This window comes from Rhizobium sp. BR 249, from assembly GCF_047445895.1.
Taxonomy (GTDB): domain Bacteria; phylum Pseudomonadota; class Alphaproteobacteria; order Rhizobiales; family Rhizobiaceae; genus Rhizobium.
In genome coordinates this window covers 68,895-86,175 of record NZ_JARWKX010000026.1, presented here as the reverse complement: position 1 = coordinate 86,175, position 17,281 = coordinate 68,895, and the positions used below count along the sequence as shown (strand labels likewise).

Annotated in this window: 23 protein-coding genes; 17 read left to right on the top strand and 6 right to left on the bottom strand. The window is 62.9% G+C overall.

What is annotated here, in order from left to right; genetic code table 11:
• On the top strand, nucleotides 1–789 hold a 789-nt coding region (locus QD408_RS22125; protein WP_414140771.1), incomplete at its 5' end, for a hypothetical protein.
• Between the two features lie 86 nt (nucleotides 790–875).
• Here the strand turns inward: QD408_RS22125 and QD408_RS22120 are convergent.
• Complete coding sequence (locus QD408_RS22120; protein ID WP_088685209.1) at nucleotides 876–2,168, bottom strand: mechanosensitive ion channel family protein; 1,293 nt, start codon at nucleotides 2,166–2,168, stop codon at nucleotides 876–878.
• A 204-nt stretch (nucleotides 2,169–2,372) separates the two neighbouring features.
• The gene (locus tag QD408_RS22115) at nucleotides 2,373–3,506 is read right to left on the bottom strand and encodes an acyltransferase family protein (protein WP_414140770.1); all 1,134 of its coding nucleotides are present in this window, start codon (nucleotides 3,504–3,506) and stop codon (nucleotides 2,373–2,375) included.
• Nucleotides 3,507–3,669: 163 nt separating this feature from the next.
• On the opposite strand from QD408_RS22115, the gene QD408_RS22110 reads away from it, so the two are divergent.
• From QD408_RS22110 to QD408_RS22075, 8 genes are all read left to right on the top strand, one after another.
• Complete coding sequence (locus tag QD408_RS22110; RefSeq protein WP_414140769.1) at nucleotides 3,670–4,200, top strand: terminase small subunit; 531 nt, start codon at nucleotides 3,670–3,672, stop codon at nucleotides 4,198–4,200.
• A 1-nt stretch (nucleotide 4,201) separates the two neighbouring features.
• Complete coding sequence (locus QD408_RS22105; protein WP_414140768.1) at nucleotides 4,202–4,645, top strand: hypothetical protein; 444 nt, start codon at nucleotides 4,202–4,204, stop codon at nucleotides 4,643–4,645.
• On the top strand, nucleotides 4,645–4,986 hold the full coding sequence (locus tag QD408_RS22100) for a hypothetical protein (RefSeq protein WP_414140767.1): 342 nt from the start codon (nucleotides 4,645–4,647) through the stop codon (nucleotides 4,984–4,986). The genes QD408_RS22105 and QD408_RS22100 overlap by 1 nt, the downstream gene beginning before the upstream one ends.
• The gene (locus QD408_RS22095) at nucleotides 4,970–5,704 is read left to right on the top strand and encodes a hypothetical protein (RefSeq protein ID WP_414140766.1); all 735 of its coding nucleotides are present in this window, start codon (nucleotides 4,970–4,972) and stop codon (nucleotides 5,702–5,704) included. Before QD408_RS22100 ends, QD408_RS22095 begins: the two co-directional genes overlap by 17 nt.
• Before the next feature lie 6 nt (nucleotides 5,705–5,710).
• Nucleotides 5,711–6,730, top strand: a complete 1,020-nt coding sequence (locus tag QD408_RS22090; RefSeq protein ID WP_008535504.1) for a major capsid protein — start codon at nucleotides 5,711–5,713, stop codon at nucleotides 6,728–6,730.
• Between the two features lie 75 nt (nucleotides 6,731–6,805).
• Nucleotides 6,806–7,210 carry a Bbp16 family capsid cement protein gene (locus QD408_RS22085; protein WP_414140765.1) on the top strand — a complete coding sequence of 135 codons (405 nt, stop codon included), beginning with the start codon at nucleotides 6,806–6,808 and terminating at the stop codon, nucleotides 7,208–7,210.
• Between the two features lie 5 nt (nucleotides 7,211–7,215).
• Complete coding sequence (locus QD408_RS22080; protein WP_414140764.1) at nucleotides 7,216–7,647, top strand: hypothetical protein; 432 nt, start codon at nucleotides 7,216–7,218, stop codon at nucleotides 7,645–7,647.
• A gap of 547 nt (nucleotides 7,648–8,194) precedes the next feature.
• Nucleotides 8,195–9,796: a hypothetical protein gene (locus QD408_RS22075; protein ID WP_414140776.1), complete on the top strand. Its 1,602-nt coding sequence runs from the start codon at nucleotides 8,195–8,197 to the stop codon at nucleotides 9,794–9,796.
• A gap of 6 nt (nucleotides 9,797–9,802) precedes the next feature.
• Here the strand turns inward: QD408_RS22075 and QD408_RS22070 are convergent, their stop codons facing one another.
• The 3 genes from QD408_RS22070 to QD408_RS22060 form a co-directional block, all read right to left on the bottom strand.
• Complete coding sequence (locus tag QD408_RS22070) at nucleotides 9,803–10,024, bottom strand: hypothetical protein (RefSeq protein ID WP_414140763.1); 222 nt, start codon at nucleotides 10,022–10,024, stop codon at nucleotides 9,803–9,805.
• Between the two features lie 186 nt (nucleotides 10,025–10,210).
• A complete protein-coding gene (locus QD408_RS22065; protein WP_190237525.1) occupies nucleotides 10,211–10,387 on the bottom strand; it encodes a hypothetical protein in 177 nt (58 codons plus the stop codon).
• A gap of 148 nt (nucleotides 10,388–10,535) precedes the next feature.
• A complete protein-coding gene (locus QD408_RS22060) occupies nucleotides 10,536–11,372 on the bottom strand; it encodes an alpha/beta fold hydrolase (RefSeq protein WP_414140762.1) in 837 nt (278 codons plus the stop codon).
• A 267-nt stretch (nucleotides 11,373–11,639) separates the two neighbouring features.
• Between QD408_RS22060 and QD408_RS22055 the strand changes: the two genes are divergently transcribed.
• The 5 genes from QD408_RS22055 (at nucleotide 11,640) to QD408_RS22035 (ending at nucleotide 14,146) form a co-directional block, all read left to right on the top strand.
• On the top strand, nucleotides 11,640–11,783 hold the full coding sequence (locus QD408_RS22055; protein ID WP_414140761.1) for a hypothetical protein: 144 nt from the start codon (nucleotides 11,640–11,642) through the stop codon (nucleotides 11,781–11,783).
• A 364-nt stretch (nucleotides 11,784–12,147) separates the two neighbouring features.
• Entirely contained in the window at nucleotides 12,148–12,402 is a 255-nt protein-coding gene (locus QD408_RS22050) for a hypothetical protein (protein ID WP_088685191.1), read from the top strand.
• A gap of 40 nt (nucleotides 12,403–12,442) precedes the next feature.
• Entirely contained in the window at nucleotides 12,443–12,646 is a 204-nt protein-coding gene (locus QD408_RS22045) for a hypothetical protein (protein WP_414140760.1), read from the top strand.
• Nucleotides 12,643–13,038: a hypothetical protein gene (locus QD408_RS22040; RefSeq protein ID WP_414140759.1), complete on the top strand. Its 396-nt coding sequence runs from the start codon at nucleotides 12,643–12,645 to the stop codon at nucleotides 13,036–13,038. The genes QD408_RS22045 and QD408_RS22040 overlap by 4 nt, the downstream gene beginning before the upstream one ends.
• Before the next feature lie 151 nt (nucleotides 13,039–13,189).
• Nucleotides 13,190–14,146, top strand: coding sequence for a S1C family serine protease (locus tag QD408_RS22035; RefSeq protein ID WP_414140758.1), 957 nt, complete (start codon nucleotides 13,190–13,192; stop codon nucleotides 14,144–14,146).
• 390 nt (nucleotides 14,147–14,536) lie between these two features.
• Here QD408_RS22035 and QD408_RS22030 read toward each other — a convergent pair whose 3' ends face one another.
• Nucleotides 14,537–15,157: a helix-turn-helix domain-containing protein gene (locus tag QD408_RS22030; protein WP_414140757.1), complete on the bottom strand. Its 621-nt coding sequence runs from the start codon at nucleotides 15,155–15,157 to the stop codon at nucleotides 14,537–14,539.
• 350 nt (nucleotides 15,158–15,507) lie between these two features.
• Between QD408_RS22030 and QD408_RS22025 the strand changes: the two genes are divergently transcribed.
• The 3 genes from QD408_RS22025 (at nucleotide 15,508) to QD408_RS22015 (ending at nucleotide 17,277) form a co-directional block, all read left to right on the top strand.
• Nucleotides 15,508–15,741, top strand: coding sequence for a hypothetical protein (locus QD408_RS22025; RefSeq protein WP_414140756.1), 234 nt, complete (start codon nucleotides 15,508–15,510; stop codon nucleotides 15,739–15,741).
• 82 nt (nucleotides 15,742–15,823) lie between these two features.
• The gene (locus tag QD408_RS22020; protein WP_414140755.1) at nucleotides 15,824–16,294 is read left to right on the top strand and encodes a hypothetical protein; all 471 of its coding nucleotides are present in this window, start codon (nucleotides 15,824–15,826) and stop codon (nucleotides 16,292–16,294) included.
• An 86-nt stretch (nucleotides 16,295–16,380) separates the two neighbouring features.
• On the top strand, nucleotides 16,381–17,277 hold the full coding sequence (locus QD408_RS22015; RefSeq protein WP_414140754.1) for a CHC2 zinc finger domain-containing protein: 897 nt from the start codon (nucleotides 16,381–16,383) through the stop codon (nucleotides 17,275–17,277).
• The last annotated feature ends 4 nt before the right edge of the window (nucleotides 17,278–17,281 follow it).

The window sequence follows — 17,281 nt, the reverse complement described above, 5'->3', positions numbered from 1 at the left end:
GGAGGGAGCCACGGCGGCGGCAGCGGGAGCGGGAGCAGCGGCAGCCATGGCGGCGGCGGCAGCAAGAGCGGCAGCGGCAAGGGCAGCGCCAGCTCCAGCGGCAAGACAACCGGCGGCCGCAGCGCGAAAAGCTCGGGCAAGACGGTCCAGACCGGCAAGACGAAGTCGGCCAAGCAGACCGTGAGCACGAAGGGCGCGACCAAAAAGACGACCATCGCTTCGGCTCCTGCGACAAAGCCCGCCAAGAAGCCGGCTGCCGAGCTTGCCGGGCTGAACTCGCTGAAGCGCAATTACCATGCGCTGATGAATACCGCAGATCCCAAGATGGCGGCGATTTCGGCCTATGCCACCGCCTATGCGCAGTATGAACTGGCAAACGGCGTGGCGCCGCCGGCTGACGACCCCGTTCTCGGCGACGCCGCCCTGGCGGAAGCTCTGGCTTCGGCAACCAAGACCGGCACGCTCAGCCCCGAAGCCTTGGCCTGGGCCAAGGACACGCTCGGCATCGGCACGGCCGTCGGCACGATCGACCAGATGAGGGACGCGCTGGCGGCAGCGGCGCCGGCTCCGGTCACGGAAGAACCGGTGACGGAGACCCCGACGACCGAGACCCCGGCAACCGAAACCCCGACTGGCGAAACCGCCGAGGGCAGCGAGACGACCGACCCGGCCACGACCGTGGAAACGACGCCGACCCAAACGGAAAACACCACGGAAACCACCGAAGCCACGCAGACCGTGGATGAGACCGAAACCTCTGCCACGACCACCGAGACGACGAGTCCCTGATTTTCCGCGAGAGTATTTGGTTTTGCCGAGTTCATTGCCCCTTGGTCGACGAGGGGCAATGTCGTTTCCGCGGTCCCGACAGCAGATCAGTCCGGCTGCTTGATCTCGATAGGGCTTTTCATGATGATTTCATGATGCGGGAACGGGATGGAGATGCCGGCTTTCTTGAAGGCATCCCACAGCGCCATCAGGACTTGTCCACGAACATTCGTCAGCCCGTTTGCCGGGTCCGAGATCCAGAAGCGAAGCCGAAAGTCGAGCGAGGAAGCGCCGAAGGCGGTCAGCCAGCAGACGGGTGGATTATATTGGTTTGCGACCCGGGGCACGGTCGATGCCGTCGCAATGGCGATCTTAACGACCTGATGCGGATCGCTGTTGTAGGACGTCCCGAAATCGACGTCGATGCGGACATAATCACTGGAGAACGACCAGTTGACGACCTGCTGCGATATGAAGTCCTCATTCGGAATGAGGTACTCCTTGCCATCGCGGGTGATGACGGAAACGAACCGCGAGCGCAGGTCACGGATCGACCCGAAGGTGTCGCCAAGGGTGATCGTGTCACCCGGCTTGATCGACTTGTCGATCAAGATGATGATGCCGGATATGAAGTTCGATACCACTTTTTGAAGGCCGAAGCCTATTCCGACGCCGACCGCGCCTGAGAAAATGGTCAGCGCCGTAAGATCGACCCCGGTCGCCGACAAAGCGATGGCTCCCGCGATGATGATCAGGCTGATCTTGATGAATTTGCTGATCAGCACCTTGATGGAAGGCGACAAGTCGGCCGACAGCTGAACCCAGTGGGAAAGCACATTGCCGACGAGGACGGCAATCCAGATCAAGGCAACCGCCAGCACGAGGGCTTTGAGCACGAGCAGAAGCGAGAGCCTGACGGCGCCCAAGTTGACCGCGAGCCCGTCAAGAGCAGATAGAACCGGGCCATCGAGACCCACGGCATAAAGAGCGATGTAGCTCCAGCTGCCGATCGCGACGGCGCGTGACAGGGTTGGGTTGCGGATGATTTTGGTCAGGACGGAGATGACGAACCATGCCGCCGCCAGCGTCAGGGCCGTGGACACGAGCCAGCGTTGTGAGGGCCACGCGCTCTTGCTCAGCACGACATTGGCGATCCACAGCCAACACACGAGGAAAAGCCACATCAGCCGGCGCATGAGGGCAATGATGACCCGAAGCAGGTCTGGATTACCCTTGATCCGGCGCGCCTTCGCCTCCATCGCAGGCTCCGTGCGTGAGGCAAGCAAGGACGCAAAACCGTATCCGGCCACGATGATCGCAAGCTGAAAGAACGTCCATTCGTTCAGAATGAACGTCGTCAGCCACTGCTCGGCGATCTCGGTCATCTGCTTGATATTCATGATGATGATCCGATGAATGTCAGCTAGATAAAGGTATCGCACGAGCTGGAAGAAACAAGCTCAGCATTCCTCAGAAAACTCAATGATTTACTGTGACCTCAGCCACCGGAGAGATCAAAAAACGCGCGACGAATGAAAACGCCGATCGCCCCTCGATCCGCCAGCGCAGGCGGGCCATACTCGTCTAGAGAGCGGGAGTGCTTCTTACGCGGAGGCTCGCGGTTTTGTCAGTTCCTTGCCGATATTCTGGCCGGGCATTTCGATGAAATTGTATCCGACCCAGGCAAGCGCATAGACGATCGGCACCGTGATCAGCAGCGTCAGGGCCCAGCGCACGGGGGCGCTGACATCGACGGCGCCGATGAGATAGGCGATGACGGGCTGCATGATCAGGAGGTGGACCAGGTAGGCGCCGAAGGAAAGCTCACCGAGATTGTGGAAAAAGCGATTGCCGAGCCATTCGCTGACGGGCCTGGCCATCTTCGCCGCAGCAGACGGCAGGCGGGCGGTGTGAATGAGCGCAAAGAACGTCAGGACCAGGACGATCCTGGTGATCTGATGCAGCCAGTCCATCTCGCCGCCGAGAGGGGCGATGACGAGATAACCGGCGAAGCCCGCGAAGAGATAAGCGCGCCTTTCATTCGTCCACAGGGCGCCGGCCAGCAGCATGCCGGCCGCGAAGACATGCATCTTGAGCGGCAGGAATGTGGGCATCACGAAAGTGTATCCGATCCTGTGGCTCAGATAGGCTGCGAGAGCGCCGAGCGCCGCAACGCCCGTAATGCCTTTGATCCAGCCGACGCGGCCGACGATCAGCATGATGAACGGCAAGGCCGCGTAGAACTGCATTTCGAGCCCGATGCTCCAATCCGGAAGGGCCGTTCTGAAAGAATAGGAGCGGCTCACCCCGAACAGGAATGAGACATGCGCGAGGTAGTTCGACAGGCTGCTGTCGAGATACCGGCTGGCGAGCTGCGGCGGCACCCCATTGAACGCATCGATCACCATCCGCGCATCGTAGATGAAGGGCCCAAGCGTCAATGCGGCGACGAGCATGACATAATAGAGCGGCGCAATTCGGAAATAGCGCCGAACCCAGAACGTCACCCACGTGCTCGTCGCTTCCCATGGCTCTCTTCCCCGCCGGCGCTGGTAATGGAAGACCATCAGGAAGCCCGAGAGCATGATGAAAAGGTCCACTCCCAGCTCGGGATCTCCGATGACCGGCACTTTGAAGCCGGTCAAGATATGGGCGTGTCCGACCAAAAACCAGAGAGCGGCAAGGCCACGCAAGCCATCGAGGCATTCAATGCGGCCACCGGCGCGAGAATCGCTCATATTTGCAATCCCTCCGTTCATGGCCAGGATTGCAACATTTTCCGCCGCGCATCAATCAATTTTGCGATGCAGCGTTGCAATCAGCCGGTCGCGACGGCTGCCGAGTTGATGTTCCCAACCATCCCGCCGCTATGATCATCCCTCATCGAGGGCTCGATTATTCATGGCAAAACTGACGGCGAAGGAGCGCCTGTTCGTGGCGGAGTATCTGAAGGATCTGAATGCGACGCAGGCGGCGGTTCGGGCAGGCTATAGCGATCGGTCGAAAAATGCTCCGACCCGGCTGATGGCGAACGAGGTGGTGCGCGGCGCGATCGATAAAGCGCTGGCGGCGCAGATGGAGCGAATGGAGATTACGGCCGAGCGGGTGCTTTCCGCCATCGCGCAAATCGCCTTCGGCGACGTGCGCGATGTTTTCGATGAGGAGGGGGCGCTGAAGGCGCCTTCGGAGTGGGACGAGAGGACGGCGGCAGGCGTTGCGGGGCTGGAGATCAATACCTCGGCAAAGGCCAAGGGGGAGGTGGTGCATGTGGCGAAGATCAAGCGGGCGGACCGGTTGAGGGCGCTCGACATGCTGGCGCGGCATCACTCGCTTTATAACGACCGGCTGGAGATCAAGGGGCTGGAGGCGCTGAGCGAGCGGCTGGCGCGCGCCAAGGCGCGCAAGGCTGGAGACGGCGGAGCGGAGGGCTGAGATGGCGGGGCGTGGGCTTGAGATGGGAAAGCGCGGGGCTGGCGATCCGAACGAGGCGATCATCGAGCTGGCGAGCGACTGCCAGTTCGATCCGCTGGGGTGGAGCCTGAGCGCCTGGGACTGGGGGATTGGGGCGCTCGAGGGGCATGCGGGGCCGCGGGCCTGGCAGCGGGATATTTTTACCGTCGTCCGCGATCATCTCGCCGATCCCGCCACACGCTTCCAGCCGCTGCAGATCGCGGTCGCATCCGGCCACGGCATCGGCAAATCGGCCTTCATGGGCAGGGGCGCGCGCGCCCAGAAGCAGCAGATGGCCGAAAATGCCGAGATGGCGGCGAAGATGGCGCCGGCGGCGAAATCCGGCGCGGATGCGGCGGCCGTGCTTGCGAGCGCCGGTGAAAACCCGAACGGGGCAGCCCTTCTGCAGCAACTGGGGCTTGGCTGATGCGCGAACTCGACGAAAACCTTTCGCCCGCCGAACGCCAGGAGCGCGAGGCACTGGCCGCCGCCTTCCGCGAGGTCTTCTCGCTGCCGTCGGGCAAACGCGTGCTGTTCTGGATGCTGGAGCAATGCGCGATCTACCGCGAAGCCTTTGCCGGCGAGGCGGTGAGCGCGACGCATTATACGCTCGGCCTGCAGGGGGCAGGCCGCAAGCTGATCGCCAAGCTCGACGAGATCGACCAGCGCTTCTACCCGAGCCTGCTGCTCGAAATCGCCACCATCAAAGCCATCGACCGCGAGGTCGCAACCAATAAGAGGAGTGAAGACGATGACGTCGACGCATGAGCGGATCGGCCGCCCGGCCATTAACTGGAGCGCCGAGGGCGCCGGCAGCGGCGGCGGGGAGCCGGAGAATGTGCTGTTTCCCGACGACGTGCCGCAGCAAGGCGGCGCCGGCCGGGCTGACGCGGGCGAGGGCAGCCGCAGCGACGATCGGGCAAGGCCCGCCAAGACCGATGACGAGAATACGCCTGACAAGGCCGGGCAGGACGGCGATGAGGCGGCTTCCGATGAGGCCGACCGGGTGCCGGAGGACGGTAAGTATACACTTACCATGCCCGACGGCATCGCCGTCGACGAGGAGTTGCTCGACGCACTCGGCCCTGAATTCCGCGAACTGGGGCTGACCAACAGCGAGGCGCAGAAGCTTGCCGACCGGTTCATCGCCATCCAGTCGGCGCGTGCGGATGCGCGCGGCAAGGTCTGGGGCGAGACGATTTCGAAATGGGCCGACGATGCGAAGGCTGATGCCGAGATCGGCGGGCGCAAGTGGGACGGCACCGTGCGCGACAGCCGCCGCTTCGTCAACACGATGGGGACGCCCGCTCTGCGCGAATATCTGGAGGCGAGTGGTGGCGGCAACCATCCGGAGCTTATTCGTATTTTTGCGAAGGCCGGGGCGCTCATCAGAGAGGACGATCCGGCCACCGGCGGCGCCGGAGGCACGGGCAGGCCCGTCGATCCAGCGCATGTTCTGTTCCCGAACGATGCACCGAAAGGCTAAAGAGACATGGCAACAATCGGCAATAGCTTCCCTCAACTGATCGACATGCACAAGGGCTCGACCGAGGGCTCGGTTGTCGAGCTGCTGTCGCAGCAGAACCCCATTCTCGACGACGCGATCGCCACCGAATGCAACATGGGCGCCTCGCATCGCCACATGATCCGCACCGGCCTGCCATCCGTCGCCTGGGGCCGCCTCTACCAGGGCGTTCCGCAATCCAAGGCGACCATGCAGCAGGTCGACGACACCACCGGCTTCGTCGAGGCCATGTCCGGCGTCGACGTGCGCCTCCTGAAACTCGCGCCCGACCCGGCCAAGGAGCGGCTGACCTCGGCCGCACCCTTCATGGAGGCGATGAACCAGGAGGTGGCGACCGGCATCTTCTACCACAATACCGAGACGACGCCGGAGAAGTTCAAGGGGCTTTCGGCCCGCTACAGCAGCTATTCCGACACGCGCGGCACGATCGCCAACCAGGTGGTGAACGGCGGCGGCACGGGCAGCGACAACACCTCGATCTGGTTCGTCACCTGGGGCGACCATGCCAGCTCGCTGATCTATCCCAAGGGCACCAAGGCGGGCGTCAGCCACGAGGACAAGGGCGAGCAGCGCGTGCTCGACGAAAGCGGCCAGCCCTATTTCCGCAAGGAAGACTACTGGTGCTGGCATGTCGGCATGTTCGTGAAGGACTGGCGCTACAACGCCCGCGTCGCCAACATCGACGTGTCCAACATGCTCGCCGGCAGCGTCGACCTCTGGGCGCTGATGCGCAAGGCCTACTACCGCCTGCAGTCGCGCCGCCGCGACGGCGTGGCGAGCCGCATCGCGATCTACATGAACCGCGACGTGCTCGAAATCCTCGACGTCCAGTCGAGCGACCGAAGCCTGCTGGCGGCCAACCCGAACTATACCGGGCTGACGCACATGACCGTCGAGGGCAAGGAAGTTCGCGCCTATCGCGGCATTCCGATCCGCGAGACCGACGCCATCCTCAACACCGAGGCGGCGGTGCCGGCTGCCGTGTAATTCCGGCCTGATCGGCTTTGGCCCGTCGCCAATGGCGGCGGCGGGCAGTTCCCTTCAAAACGAGAGGCATTTCAGATGATTTTCGATAAGCAGAGCCTGCTTTCCGACGCGCAGGCGATCACCGCCGATGCGGCGAGCACCAATGTGATCAACCTCGGCCCGATCGCCACCGGCATCGTTCGCAACATCGGCAAGGGCAAGAAGATCCCGCTTTCGATCCAGGTGGTCGAGGCGTTCAACAACCTGACCTCGCTCGAGGTGAAGGTGCAGGTCGACGACAACGAAGCCTTCGCGACGCCGAAGCAGGTCGGCACCACCGGCGCGCTGGCGCTCGCCGACCTCGCGCTCGGCAAGCGGCTCAATATCGACGTGATCCCGCGCGAGGCCGACGAGCGCTTCTTCCGCCTGTTCTACGACGTGACGGGAACGGCGCCGACGACGGGCAAGATCACCGCCGGCGTCGTCGCGGCGACGGAGTAGCCGTCATGGTGAAGGTGATCGCAAACGAAAGGGGCTATTTCGACGGCGAGCTGCGCGACATCGGCGCCGCCTTCGTCGTGCCGGACGAGCTCTGGAACGACGAGGAGAGGCGGCCGAAATGGGCGAGCCTTGCCCCGCAGGGGGCGGGCGGCGCCAGGATCGTCCGGCCGAAAAGCGGCGAGGGCGCCGGCGCCGCTGAAATCCCCGAGGACTGGCAGAGCCTGACGGCGGCAGAGCGCAAGGCGCTGGCGAGAGCGATCTCCGGAGAGCCGGCGCCGAACGCCAGGGATGCGGATGGTGTGATCGCGGCGGAGATCGAGCGGCGTGCGGGCGAGGTTGGCTCGGGTGAAGACGCGTCAAGCCGCATGTCGGGGAATGGCATCCAGGAAGCGCTTGGGTTGCAGCAGCCGGACTGGGTCATGTCTGCCGGCAACTGACTGACGGGGAGGGCGCAGCGCCGCCTGGTGCCGCCCCTCATCCGGCTGCCGCCACCTTCTCCCCGCATGCGGGGAGAAGGGGACGTGCCGCAACCTCTCCGTTCCTCGCCCGCCTCCCATAAGGCACGTTCCCTCGCCCCGTTTACGGGGAGAGGGTTAGGGTGAGGGGCTAGCATCAGCACGAACCGGATGTCGTGCTGATGCGCGCATCCACGCAGATCGATACGCAGCAGATCCTCGGCACAAGGCCGAGGATGACGTCGATAGAGAATATCGCCCTCCCTTCCGCACTCCAAAAAGAAGCATCCTCATGGCCGAGATTTTCAATGAGCAGCGTGTGATCGGTGTGCATATCGTTCCCGACGGGACGGTGCTGCACAATGGGCAGCGCGTGGTGGGCATCCGCGAGGCCGAGAGCGGCGTGCTGTTTACCGACGGCCGGCGGGTTCTCGGCGTCAGCGTGCTTTCCGGCAGCGAAGTCATCTATAACGAGCAGCTCGTCGTCGGCGTGGTGATCATTGCGGACGGGCGCACGCTCTATAACGGGATGCCGGTCGTTCCCGTTAGCGGCAGCGGGCATCCGCCCTGGGTTGCCGATCCGAACCGCTACATGCCGGCGGCGACCCGTGTGGCGTGGCCGGGCGGCTTTACGCAGACCTATGCGGCAGGCCTGAACTATCAGGCTTCCGAACTCTATTTCGGATCGCCCGACTATCCCACCAACAGCTTCCTCATTCCCTTTGTCGGTTTCGGTCTCACCCAAGGCAACAATGCGCCCCAGGAAACCGTCAATCCGAATGCGGACATGCTGATCGACGAGGTGTTCTTCCTGCATCCTGACGGCAACGAGTATCCGGTGCTGTTCGGCGGGGTTGCCGCAGCGGCGGCGACCGCGGCAACGGGCATCGTGTGGGGTGAGGTGAGCCTGCCGGCGGATTTGCCGAGGCGGTCTATTTTCGGCATCCGCACCGTCTGGCATGGCACGGTCGGCAACACCTATATCGGCGGCTATCGCATTCAGCGCCATCGCGGCGAGAAATATTGGGCGGCCGGCGACCTGGCCTCCGTGCGGGCGCTTGCCGCGGCGAACGCGCCGAGCACGCCGGACAGGGATCCAGACAGTTTCTACAATACGGTCGGCAACGTCTCGAATTCGCAGCCGCTGGCCTATGGCCCGGCGATGATCTTCGCCAAGGGATGGGACGGGCGGCCGGTGCCGCTCGTGCTCTCCGACAGCCTCATCGAACGCCAGGAGATCGCCGCATCAGCCGACGAACGCGGCAATATGGGCGTATGGCGTCGCTGGTTCGACGTGGCCGATCCGGTCTGGGGCGAAACCATGCCGCTCATCATGGGCGTGCCGGGCGCGAAATCGCAGCTGGAACTCGCCGGTTCGGGCAGCACGATCGCCACGCTTCGCTGGGGGCTGATCGACATCGTCAAGAACACCTATAATGGCGGCCTGAACCCCTGGACCTTCGTCTTCGACCAGTCGGGACGCAACGACAACAATGCCACGGCAAGCACCTGGGCGAATTTCAAATTCGGCCTGGTCGACCGCGTGAAGGCGCGCTACGGCGCGGGCATCCATGTCGTCGGCGTGACGATCCAGCCGACGGTATCGACCTCGACGGCCTATCGAACGCTCGCCGGCCTTTCGGTCGCGACCCTGTGGAATGCGGTGTCGGGCACGCTGAAATCGGTCAACGACCTGATCAAGGCGAGCAGCCGCTACGCCAGATGGATCGATTTTCTGCCTTACTGGTCGGACAGCCGCTCGCTCGGTTTTCCGCCGACGGCCGAACTCTTTCCGCTCGGCAACGTGATCGGCCATCCCGGTAACCAGGACGGCGTGACCACCTGGAATACGATGGTGCTGCCCGACATCGTTCCCAATGGTGCGCGCATCACCTTCGAGTATCAGCCGGGGCTTTATACCTCCAGAACCGTCATTGCCCGCACCGACAATGGCGACGGGACGATCACGGCGACGGTCAAGGAAGTGTTCGCGACCAATGTGCAGGACAATGCGGCGCTCTTCGGCGCAGGTCTCGGCAGCGACGGCATCGGCGTGCATGAAGATCTTTACGGCATTCTCTACACGGTCGACCGGATGCCGCAGACCGAGAAGTCGAAATTCTATCCGTAAGAATGGTCAGCCCGGCCGGGCTGCACCGCCGGCCAGCAGCCGGAGCTGGCTTTCGTCATGAACGCCCTGCCGGAAAAGCTCGATGATGAGAGCGCCGATATTATCGGCTTGCTCGCTCGACCTGTCGATTTCGAGTTCGGTGCAGACGGCTTCGTGAACGCGCCTGCAAAGGTCGAGATCCGCGGAGGCGAGCGGTTCGTCGCGTGTGCTGAACAGCTTGTCTGACATCGCCTGACCCTTTTTCGATGTCCGTGAATCGCTGTCTGGAAGATAATTTCGTGATGTTTCTTCTGCAAGATGGACGAAGGCCCAAATCTTAAAACAACCGAAAAACGCGATAAATGCGGGCCGAGAGCGATGAAGACGCGCCGACCGGCCGCCGACGCGTGATCCTGCGATTGCTGAGCGTGGGATCTATCCCGCTTCGGGAGCCTTGCCGCCTTCGCGCGACAGACGCAGCTCTTTCAGCCGCCGCGTCTTCTCCCTGCGAGCCCGCTGCTCCGCCTCGATGGTTTCCTTGGCGGCTCGCTCGGTATTTTCAAAACGATCCTGCCGATACGCCTTTGATGAGGGTTCACGTTCTCTTGTCATGGCTTGGAAACGCAAACGGACGGAAACGGTTTCATGGAAAATGGGAGAAAGCGACCGATGATTTGCCGATCCTGCCGGCTAAACGGCGTTTGGCGGCGGAAACCAACTGAGAGACCGGGCGCCTTGTCGGCGCCCGGTTTTGCGAGCATCAGCCCTTGATGAAAGCCAGCAGGTCGGCGTTGATCACGTCGGCGTTGATGGTGCACATGCCATGCGAGAATTTCTCGTAGACCTTCAGGGTGGCGTTCTGCAGGAGCTTGGAGGAGAGCAGGGCGGAATCGGCGATCGGGACGATCTGGTCGTCATCGCCGTGCATGACGAAGGTCGGCACGCTGATGCTCTTCAGGTCCTCGGTGAAATCGGTTTCCGAGAAGGCCTTGATGCCGTCGTAATGGGCCTTGGCGCCGCCCATCATGCCCTGGCGCCACCAATTGTCGACGACCGGCTCCGACACTTTCGCGCCGGGGCGGTTGAAGCCGTAGAAGGGGCCGGCCGGAAGATCGCGGTAGAATTGCGCGCGGTCGGCGGCGAGCTGGCTGCGCAGGCCGTCGAAGACTTCGATCGGCAGGCCGCCCGGATTGGCCTCGGTCTTGACCATGATCGGCGGCACGGCGCCGATGATCGCCAGCTTGGCGACGCGGCCCTGCGGCTGGCCGTGGCGGGCGACATAATGGGTTGCCTCGCCGCCGCCGGTGGAGTGGCCGACATGGACGGCGTTCCTGAGATCGAGATGCTCGACCACGGCAGCGGCGTCCGCCGCGTAGTGATCCATGTCGTGACCGTCTCCCACCTGGGTGGAGCGGCCGTGGCCGCGGCGGTCATGGGCGACGACGCGGTAGCCCTTGTGCAGGAAGAATAGCATCTGGGCGTCCCAATCATCGGAGCTCAGCGGCCAGCCGTGGTGGAACATGATCGGCTGGGCGCTTTTCGACCCCCAATCCTTATAGAAAATCTCAACGCCGTCCTTGGTGGTGACTGTGCTCATGGCATGGCTCCCTTGGTTGGATTGATGCAGGCTGAAAATGGGCGCGCGTGAAAGATTTGCGCCGAGTGCTGATGTACGTATCTAATCCGGCTTTCTGCCGAATTGATATGACAGATTTCCATAAGAGTATGTGCAGATAAGTAAAGCTACGGGGGGCACAGTCACAGAGCGTTTTGACGCCGGGCGAGGCTCTCTTTGGCGTCGGCAGGCGTTTCATGCCGGCAACCATTCACGCGCTAAGGTCGCTCAACCACGGGGTTGATCGACATGACATCCATTATTTCCATCTGCAATCTGGCGCTCGCCTCCATCGGCAAGGACAGCATCAATGCGCTGAGCGAGCCGACGGTGGAGGCGCGGGCCTGCAACCGTTTCTTTGCGCCGGCGCGGGATGCGCTGCTGCAGGCCTAACCTCCGCTGCGACACTGAGGAGACGCCTGGCGCAGCTGGCGATGCCAGCCTCTATATCAACATCGCTGCCGGCTCTACACGGCTTCAGATCGGGGCCAAGGTGCGCACCACGGCAGTCGGCCTCATGTGGGCGCGATTCGACCTATCGATTGGCACCGGCAATTGCATCGTTACCACCCAAGGCTGGGATGACTACACCGTGCCGAGGATGCCCGCCTGATGCCAATGTCTATACGGCTTGCGATGAAAACGGGAAAATCAACGGACGGCGTGAGAGTTCGATCGGGTCTCCAAATGCTCCCGTCGCTTTCCCGGCTTTCGGGTCCTTCTGAACTCCGCCCGACAAAACAGATCGGACAAATTCATGGATGAGCAAGTCAGAGCCGAGATCGAGAAGCTCCACGAAAGGATGAGTGGGTTGAAGGAGCGCGTCGTCAATCTGGAAGCGCAGCAGCCGCACATCAATGCCGCCTTGGCGCGGATCGAAGGCAGCGTCGAGAAGCTGACAAACAGGATCGGCAAGGCCATTTGGGCTGTTCTCACTCCCGTCATCGTCCTGGCGGCCGGCGTCGCCTTCAAGATCATCATGTCGGGTTCTCTCGCGAAGTTTACTCCGTAGTTCAGTGCTCAACTCTTTCGGCTCCAAGGAGACATCCGATATGACAAGCGTGATCATTCGCATTACCTTGCGTTATCTCGCCGCCGCCCTGGTGGCGAAGGGCGTCTTCTCGCCGGAGATCGGCGACGTGATTTCAAGTGACCCAGATCTTTCGATGATGGCGGAAATCGCCGCCGGCGCCTTTATCGGTCTGTCCGCTGAAATCTGGTACTATTTCGCCAACCGCTTCGGGTGGGCGCGATGAACTGGCTTGCCAGGCTTTTTCTCGGTGGCGTGATGGAGACGTTCACGGCGCCGCTGCTTTCGGCCTGGAAGGCGAAGCTCGATGCGGAAACCGATGAGAGACGTCTTGCGGCCGAGCAGGCGATCAAAGGCATCGAGGCGGCGCGCGATATCGCGGTTGCCGAGGCCGCCGATCGCTGGAGTGCGACACGGGTCGGCCGCTGGCTGATCGTCGTTCCCTTCGGTCTCTGGTGGGCGTCGATCTATCTCGTCCAGATCATCAATCCCTGGTTCGGCTTTCACCTCGTCGTGGTCGACGTTCCCCCTGATATTCACAGCATGGCGCTGGTGCTCATTCCTGCGATCGTGATCGGTGATGCCGGTGCGATGATCGCGCGCCGGTTTGCCCGCTGATGTCTCGTTGTATGCCGCCACCCACGCTCACTTGAACCCAACTCACCGCCCAACCATCTAACCCTCATACAACAGCGCCATGGCGAACGTCGCAACCGCGATTGCTTCGCCGGCGGCGGGGCGGCCGTTCTTGCCGCCTGAGGATCAGGCAATGGGTTATATGGATAAGGAGATCGTGCCTCAGAATGACGGGGCGCTGATCGATGCCTATTCGCAGTCGATTGCGGCGGCAGTCGATGTCGTCGGGCCGGCGGTCAGCCGGATCGAGAGAGTTGGCGGCCGGCAGGGGCATGGGTCGGGTTTTGCGATTTCGCCTGATGGGCTGATCATCACCAACAGCCATGTGGTCGACGATGCCAAGGTGGTGCACATCACCACGCCCGACGGGTTCGTCACCGAGGGGCGGGTGCTCGGCCGGGATGTCGATACCGATATCGCGCTCATCCGCGCCAACTCCAGCGCGGGCGCCTGGGCAAAGCTCGGAGATTCCCAGCGCCTGCGCAGGGGGCATATCGCGATTGCGATCGGCAACCCGCTCGGCTTCGAATGGACGGTGACGGCCGGCATCGTTTCGGCGCTTGGCCGTTCGATGCGGGCGGCGAGCGGACGGCTGATGGAGGACGTGATCCAGACCGATGCGGCGCTCAATCCCGGCAATTCGGGCGGGCCGCTGGTCTCTTCCGGCGGAGAGGTGATCGGCGTCAATACTGCGGTCATCCAGGGCGCGCAAAGCATCGCCTTTGCCGTGGCGTCGAATACGGCCAATTTCGTGGTTTCGGAGATCCTCCGCCACGGCCAGGTGCGGCGCGCCGTCATCGGCATATCAGGCGATACGATCGTGCTGCCGCGCCGCGTGGCGCTCGCGGCCGGCACGGCGCAGACGACCTCCGTGCGCATCCGGCGCGTCGAGCCGGATGGACCGGCGGCAAAGGGTGGGCTGCAAGAGGGCGATTATATCCTCGCGATCGACGGCAGCCCGGTCGGCGGCGTCGATGACATCGTCAGGCTGATGGACGGCAGCAGGATCGGCCGGGAGACGGAGATCCTGGTGTTTTCGGTGGCGGGTCTGATCGAGAAGAAGAGCCTGGTGCCGATCGCGCGGTCCTAGGCGGGCGATTTCGGCGTCATGGAGCCCTCGGAGGACGAGGCGGGTGTGCTGACGTCAGGTAACATTGCACAGGGAGCGGCGCTGCGGCATCTGTCCGATCATCTGGCATCCCAATATACTGGCGGAAGATTTGGGAAGCGAGCCAACCTCTCCACCGTCATTCCTGTGCCTGTCACAGGAATCCAGCCACCGCGCGTCGGCGCGGTGAAAGACTTTCATTCAACGGTTATAAAGACTCTCCCGCGCCCAAGGACTTGGGCGCACTGGATTCCTGTGACAAGCACAGGAATGACGGAGAGGAAGTTAGCGTTCCCGATGAGGCCTGGGAGGACGAGGCGGGTGTGCGGTGTCCGATGACGCAGCCGCAGCCGATATCGCGTGGCACTCGCCTTACGGAATGACGGCAAGCACCGGGGTGGCGGTGTCGAGCAGGGTTTCCTCGGTGGCGCCTGACGCGGTCTGGATGCGGGCTTCGCCGGTCTTTCGGGCGCGTTCGACCTTGGCCATGATCTGCTCGCCGCCGCGGGTGCGGCAAATGGAGAGCACGCCGATCGCCGCTGCCTCGACCTCGTCGGTGTGGCCGAACAGGATGACGGCATCATCCCAGATCGACAGCGGGCCTGAGGCCGCCCGCACCTGGGCGGCGATCACCTGGCCGTCGACGAAGTCCCGGACGGCGGCCTTGGCGCGGTCGATGACGGCCTGGGGCAGCGGGCGCGGCTCCTTCAGCCGCTCGACGGAGCCGGCCTCGTTGATGACAGCCGCCAGCAGGATGCGGGTGGGTGTTCCGTCCGGCTCGACCGAAACGCCGGCATGATTGAGAACGTCCGAGAGCGAAACGCCCAGGAACAATGCAATCTGGTTTGCTTCTTCCATCTTCATTCTCCGCATGCCAGACAGCATGCGCGACGCGGCCGAAGGATCTATGCTGAGATGCCGCGCAAGGCCCCTGACAGATTTCTGCCGTTCGTCCAGCTTCTGGAAAAACCACTTCTTATCGATTTCGGTCATCCCGGTTCCTCACATCGTTTGATGGAACCGAGTTGTTGCAGATTTCGCAACAGACGGCAAGCGGATGCGACATCGTCGCATCGGATTGCGTTAGTCGCATGAGCGACGGGGATGCCGCCACTGATACCGGCGATTTGGAACTCCCGTTGTTTCCCCTTTGTTCTGCAACCTAGATAATTGACACCGGCGGGTTGAGTCAATAGAAATGAGGAAAATATTCCTTTATCTGGCTCGTATCAAAATATGCCACATTTAATTTCGGGAATAAAATCCCATTTTGGCCTGGGTGGGGTTGACGGTGTGATCGGTGCATCATATGTTGCTATTATCGCATCAATCGAGGAACAGACGTGCAAAAGCTCGGAAAGGACCACAAGACTCCATGGCGAAAGGTTCACGAGAAAATCGGCCTTTCCCCGGCGGAGCTGGCGCGGGTGATGGGGCGTCACCGCTCGAAGATCAGTCGTGCGCTCGGCAATAGCGAAGGGCTGATCAGCGGCCGCGACCAGCTGCTGCTGATGAAGGCGGCGCGCGAGCGCGGCATCGAGCTTTCGGCGGATGACATGCTGCCGGAGCGGCGATGAGCGGGCGCGGCACACAGGTTTTCGAAGAAGAGGCAGGCCGGACATATGGACGGCGAACAAACCGAAAGGGATGGTGAATCCGATGACAGCAGTGGACAGGAAAGTCAGATTGTCGCCGGCGGCGACCAAGCGGCCGGTTTCGGGCATGACGGTCGAACCGGCCCGGAAAGAGCGCGTCATGGAGAAGGTAGGGGCGGGAGCGGCCGTGATGGAGCCGATCAACTGCCCGTGCTGCAAGCAGCCGGTGGCAGCGCCGACGCTGGAAATCGTCGTCGATCGTTATGATGTGACGCCGCTTCAGGCGCGTATTCTCGGCGCTGTCTGGCGCGGCAAGGGCATGCCTGTTCAGACAGAGCGGATTTTCGATGCGATGTATGTCGACGATGCCGATGGCGGACCGTCGCCGACGCGCATGTATGCCGCCTTCAAGGTGGCGCTCTGCCATCTCCGCACCCGGCTGGAGGGTTCCGGCATCGGCATCGAGAATGTCGGCTATCGCCAGGGATACCGGCTGGTGATGCCCGGCGAGATCGCGCCCGCTCGCCGCAGTTGACGGCTGGTCCGTGGACCAAATCCGCCGCCCGAGCTAGCACCCGCCAAAAGTTGTGACGATCACAGCGACCAGATCAGGGGTCGGATATGACCGAAGTCGAACGTATCAGGCGGGAGATCTGCCTGTCCGAGGTGGCGGCGCGCCATGGGGTGGCGCTGAAGCCGGCCGGGCGCGAATTCACTGCCTGCTGCCCTTTCCATGCCGAGGCGACGCCTTCCTTCACCATCTTTCCCGGAAAGGATCATGTCGAGCGCTTCCACTGCTTCGGCTGCGGCGCGCATGGTGACGTGATCGATTTCGTCAGGAAGATCAAAGGGGTCGATCTCGCGGAAGCGCTCGGCATGCTCGGCGGCAGCACCGCGAGGCCCCATTCTGCGCCCGCGAGGGCGCCGGTGTTCGATCCCTATGCCGATATCGTGCCGCTGGCGCCGCCTTCCGCGCCCATCGAATGCGGCAGGCCGGTGCGGCTCTATAATCCGAAGCGACGGGGCGAGCGATCCGAATGGGGGAGCTTCGCGCCGTCGATGGTCTTTCCCTATCGCAGGCCGGACGGCGGCCTGATCGGCTATGTCCTGCGTCATGAGCTTGGCCAGGGCGGCAAGGAAACGCCGATGGTCATGTGGGTGCGCCTGGCGGACGGCCGCCAGACCTGGTGCCGTTTTCCCTTTGCCAAGCCGCGCCCGCTCTATGGCTTGGACAGGCTCGGCGAGGCGAGGGCGGTGCTCGTGGTCGAGGGCGAGAAGTGCCGCGATGCGCTCTCAGCTGCGACGGGACGCACCGTCGTCTCCTGGCCCGGCGGCGCGCAGGGGGTGAAACATGCCGACTGGTCGCCGCTGGCCGGCCGCAACGTCGTCATGTGGCCGGATGCCGACCGGCCGCATCCGGAAACCGGGGTGATCTCAGGTCTGAAGGCCGCCGACGATATCGGCGCGATCCTCACCGGCCTCGGCTGCAGCTACCGTGTCCTCGGCGTCGTTCGATAGGCGG

Bases quoted from the DNA above. Each gene is read 5' to 3' on its own strand.
- QD408_RS22120 (WP_088685209.1), bottom strand. From the start codon at position 2,168: ATGAATATCAAGCAGATGACCGAGATCGCCGAGCAGTGGCTGACGACG.
- QD408_RS22070 (WP_414140763.1), bottom strand. From the start codon at position 10,024: ATGTCAGACAAGCTGTTCAGCACACGCGACGAACCGCTCGCCTCCGCG.
- QD408_RS22020 (WP_414140755.1), top strand. From the start codon at position 15,824: ATGACAGCAGTGGACAGGAAAGTCAGATTGTCGCCGGCGGCGACCAAG.
- QD408_RS22055 (WP_414140761.1), top strand. From the start codon at position 11,640: ATGACATCCATTATTTCCATCTGCAATCTGGCGCTCGCCTCCATCGGC.
- QD408_RS22015 (WP_414140754.1), top strand. From the start codon at position 16,381: ATGACCGAAGTCGAACGTATCAGGCGGGAGATCTGCCTGTCCGAGGTG.
- QD408_RS22110 (WP_414140769.1), top strand. From the start codon at position 3,670: ATGGCAAAACTGACGGCGAAGGAGCGCCTGTTCGTGGCGGAGTATCTG.
- QD408_RS22045 (WP_414140760.1), top strand. From the start codon at position 12,443: ATGACAAGCGTGATCATTCGCATTACCTTGCGTTATCTCGCCGCCGCC.
- QD408_RS22105 (WP_414140768.1), top strand. From the start codon at position 4,202: ATGGCGGGGCGTGGGCTTGAGATGGGAAAGCGCGGGGCTGGCGATCCG.
- QD408_RS22030 (WP_414140757.1), bottom strand. From the start codon at position 15,157: ATGACCGAAATCGATAAGAAGTGGTTTTTCCAGAAGCTGGACGAACGG.
- QD408_RS22080 (WP_414140764.1), top strand. From the start codon at position 7,216: ATGGTGAAGGTGATCGCAAACGAAAGGGGCTATTTCGACGGCGAGCTG.
- QD408_RS22060 (WP_414140762.1), bottom strand. From the start codon at position 11,372: ATGAGCACAGTCACCACCAAGGACGGCGTTGAGATTTTCTATAAGGAT.
- QD408_RS22095 (WP_414140766.1), top strand. From the start codon at position 4,970: ATGACGTCGACGCATGAGCGGATCGGCCGCCCGGCCATTAACTGGAGC.
- QD408_RS22085 (WP_414140765.1), top strand. From the start codon at position 6,806: ATGATTTTCGATAAGCAGAGCCTGCTTTCCGACGCGCAGGCGATCACC.
- QD408_RS22090 (WP_008535504.1), top strand. From the start codon at position 5,711: ATGGCAACAATCGGCAATAGCTTCCCTCAACTGATCGACATGCACAAG.
- QD408_RS22065 (WP_190237525.1), bottom strand. From the start codon at position 10,387: ATGACAAGAGAACGTGAACCCTCATCAAAGGCGTATCGGCAGGATCGT.
- QD408_RS22050 (WP_088685191.1), top strand. From the start codon at position 12,148: ATGGATGAGCAAGTCAGAGCCGAGATCGAGAAGCTCCACGAAAGGATG.
- QD408_RS22040 (WP_414140759.1), top strand. From the start codon at position 12,643: ATGAACTGGCTTGCCAGGCTTTTTCTCGGTGGCGTGATGGAGACGTTC.
- QD408_RS22100 (WP_414140767.1), top strand. From the start codon at position 4,645: ATGCGCGAACTCGACGAAAACCTTTCGCCCGCCGAACGCCAGGAGCGC.
- QD408_RS22115 (WP_414140770.1), bottom strand. From the start codon at position 3,506: ATGAGCGATTCTCGCGCCGGTGGCCGCATTGAATGCCTCGATGGCTTG.
- QD408_RS22035 (WP_414140758.1), top strand. From the start codon at position 13,190: ATGGGTTATATGGATAAGGAGATCGTGCCTCAGAATGACGGGGCGCTG.
- QD408_RS22075 (WP_414140776.1), top strand. From the start codon at position 8,195: ATGCCGGTCGTTCCCGTTAGCGGCAGCGGGCATCCGCCCTGGGTTGCC.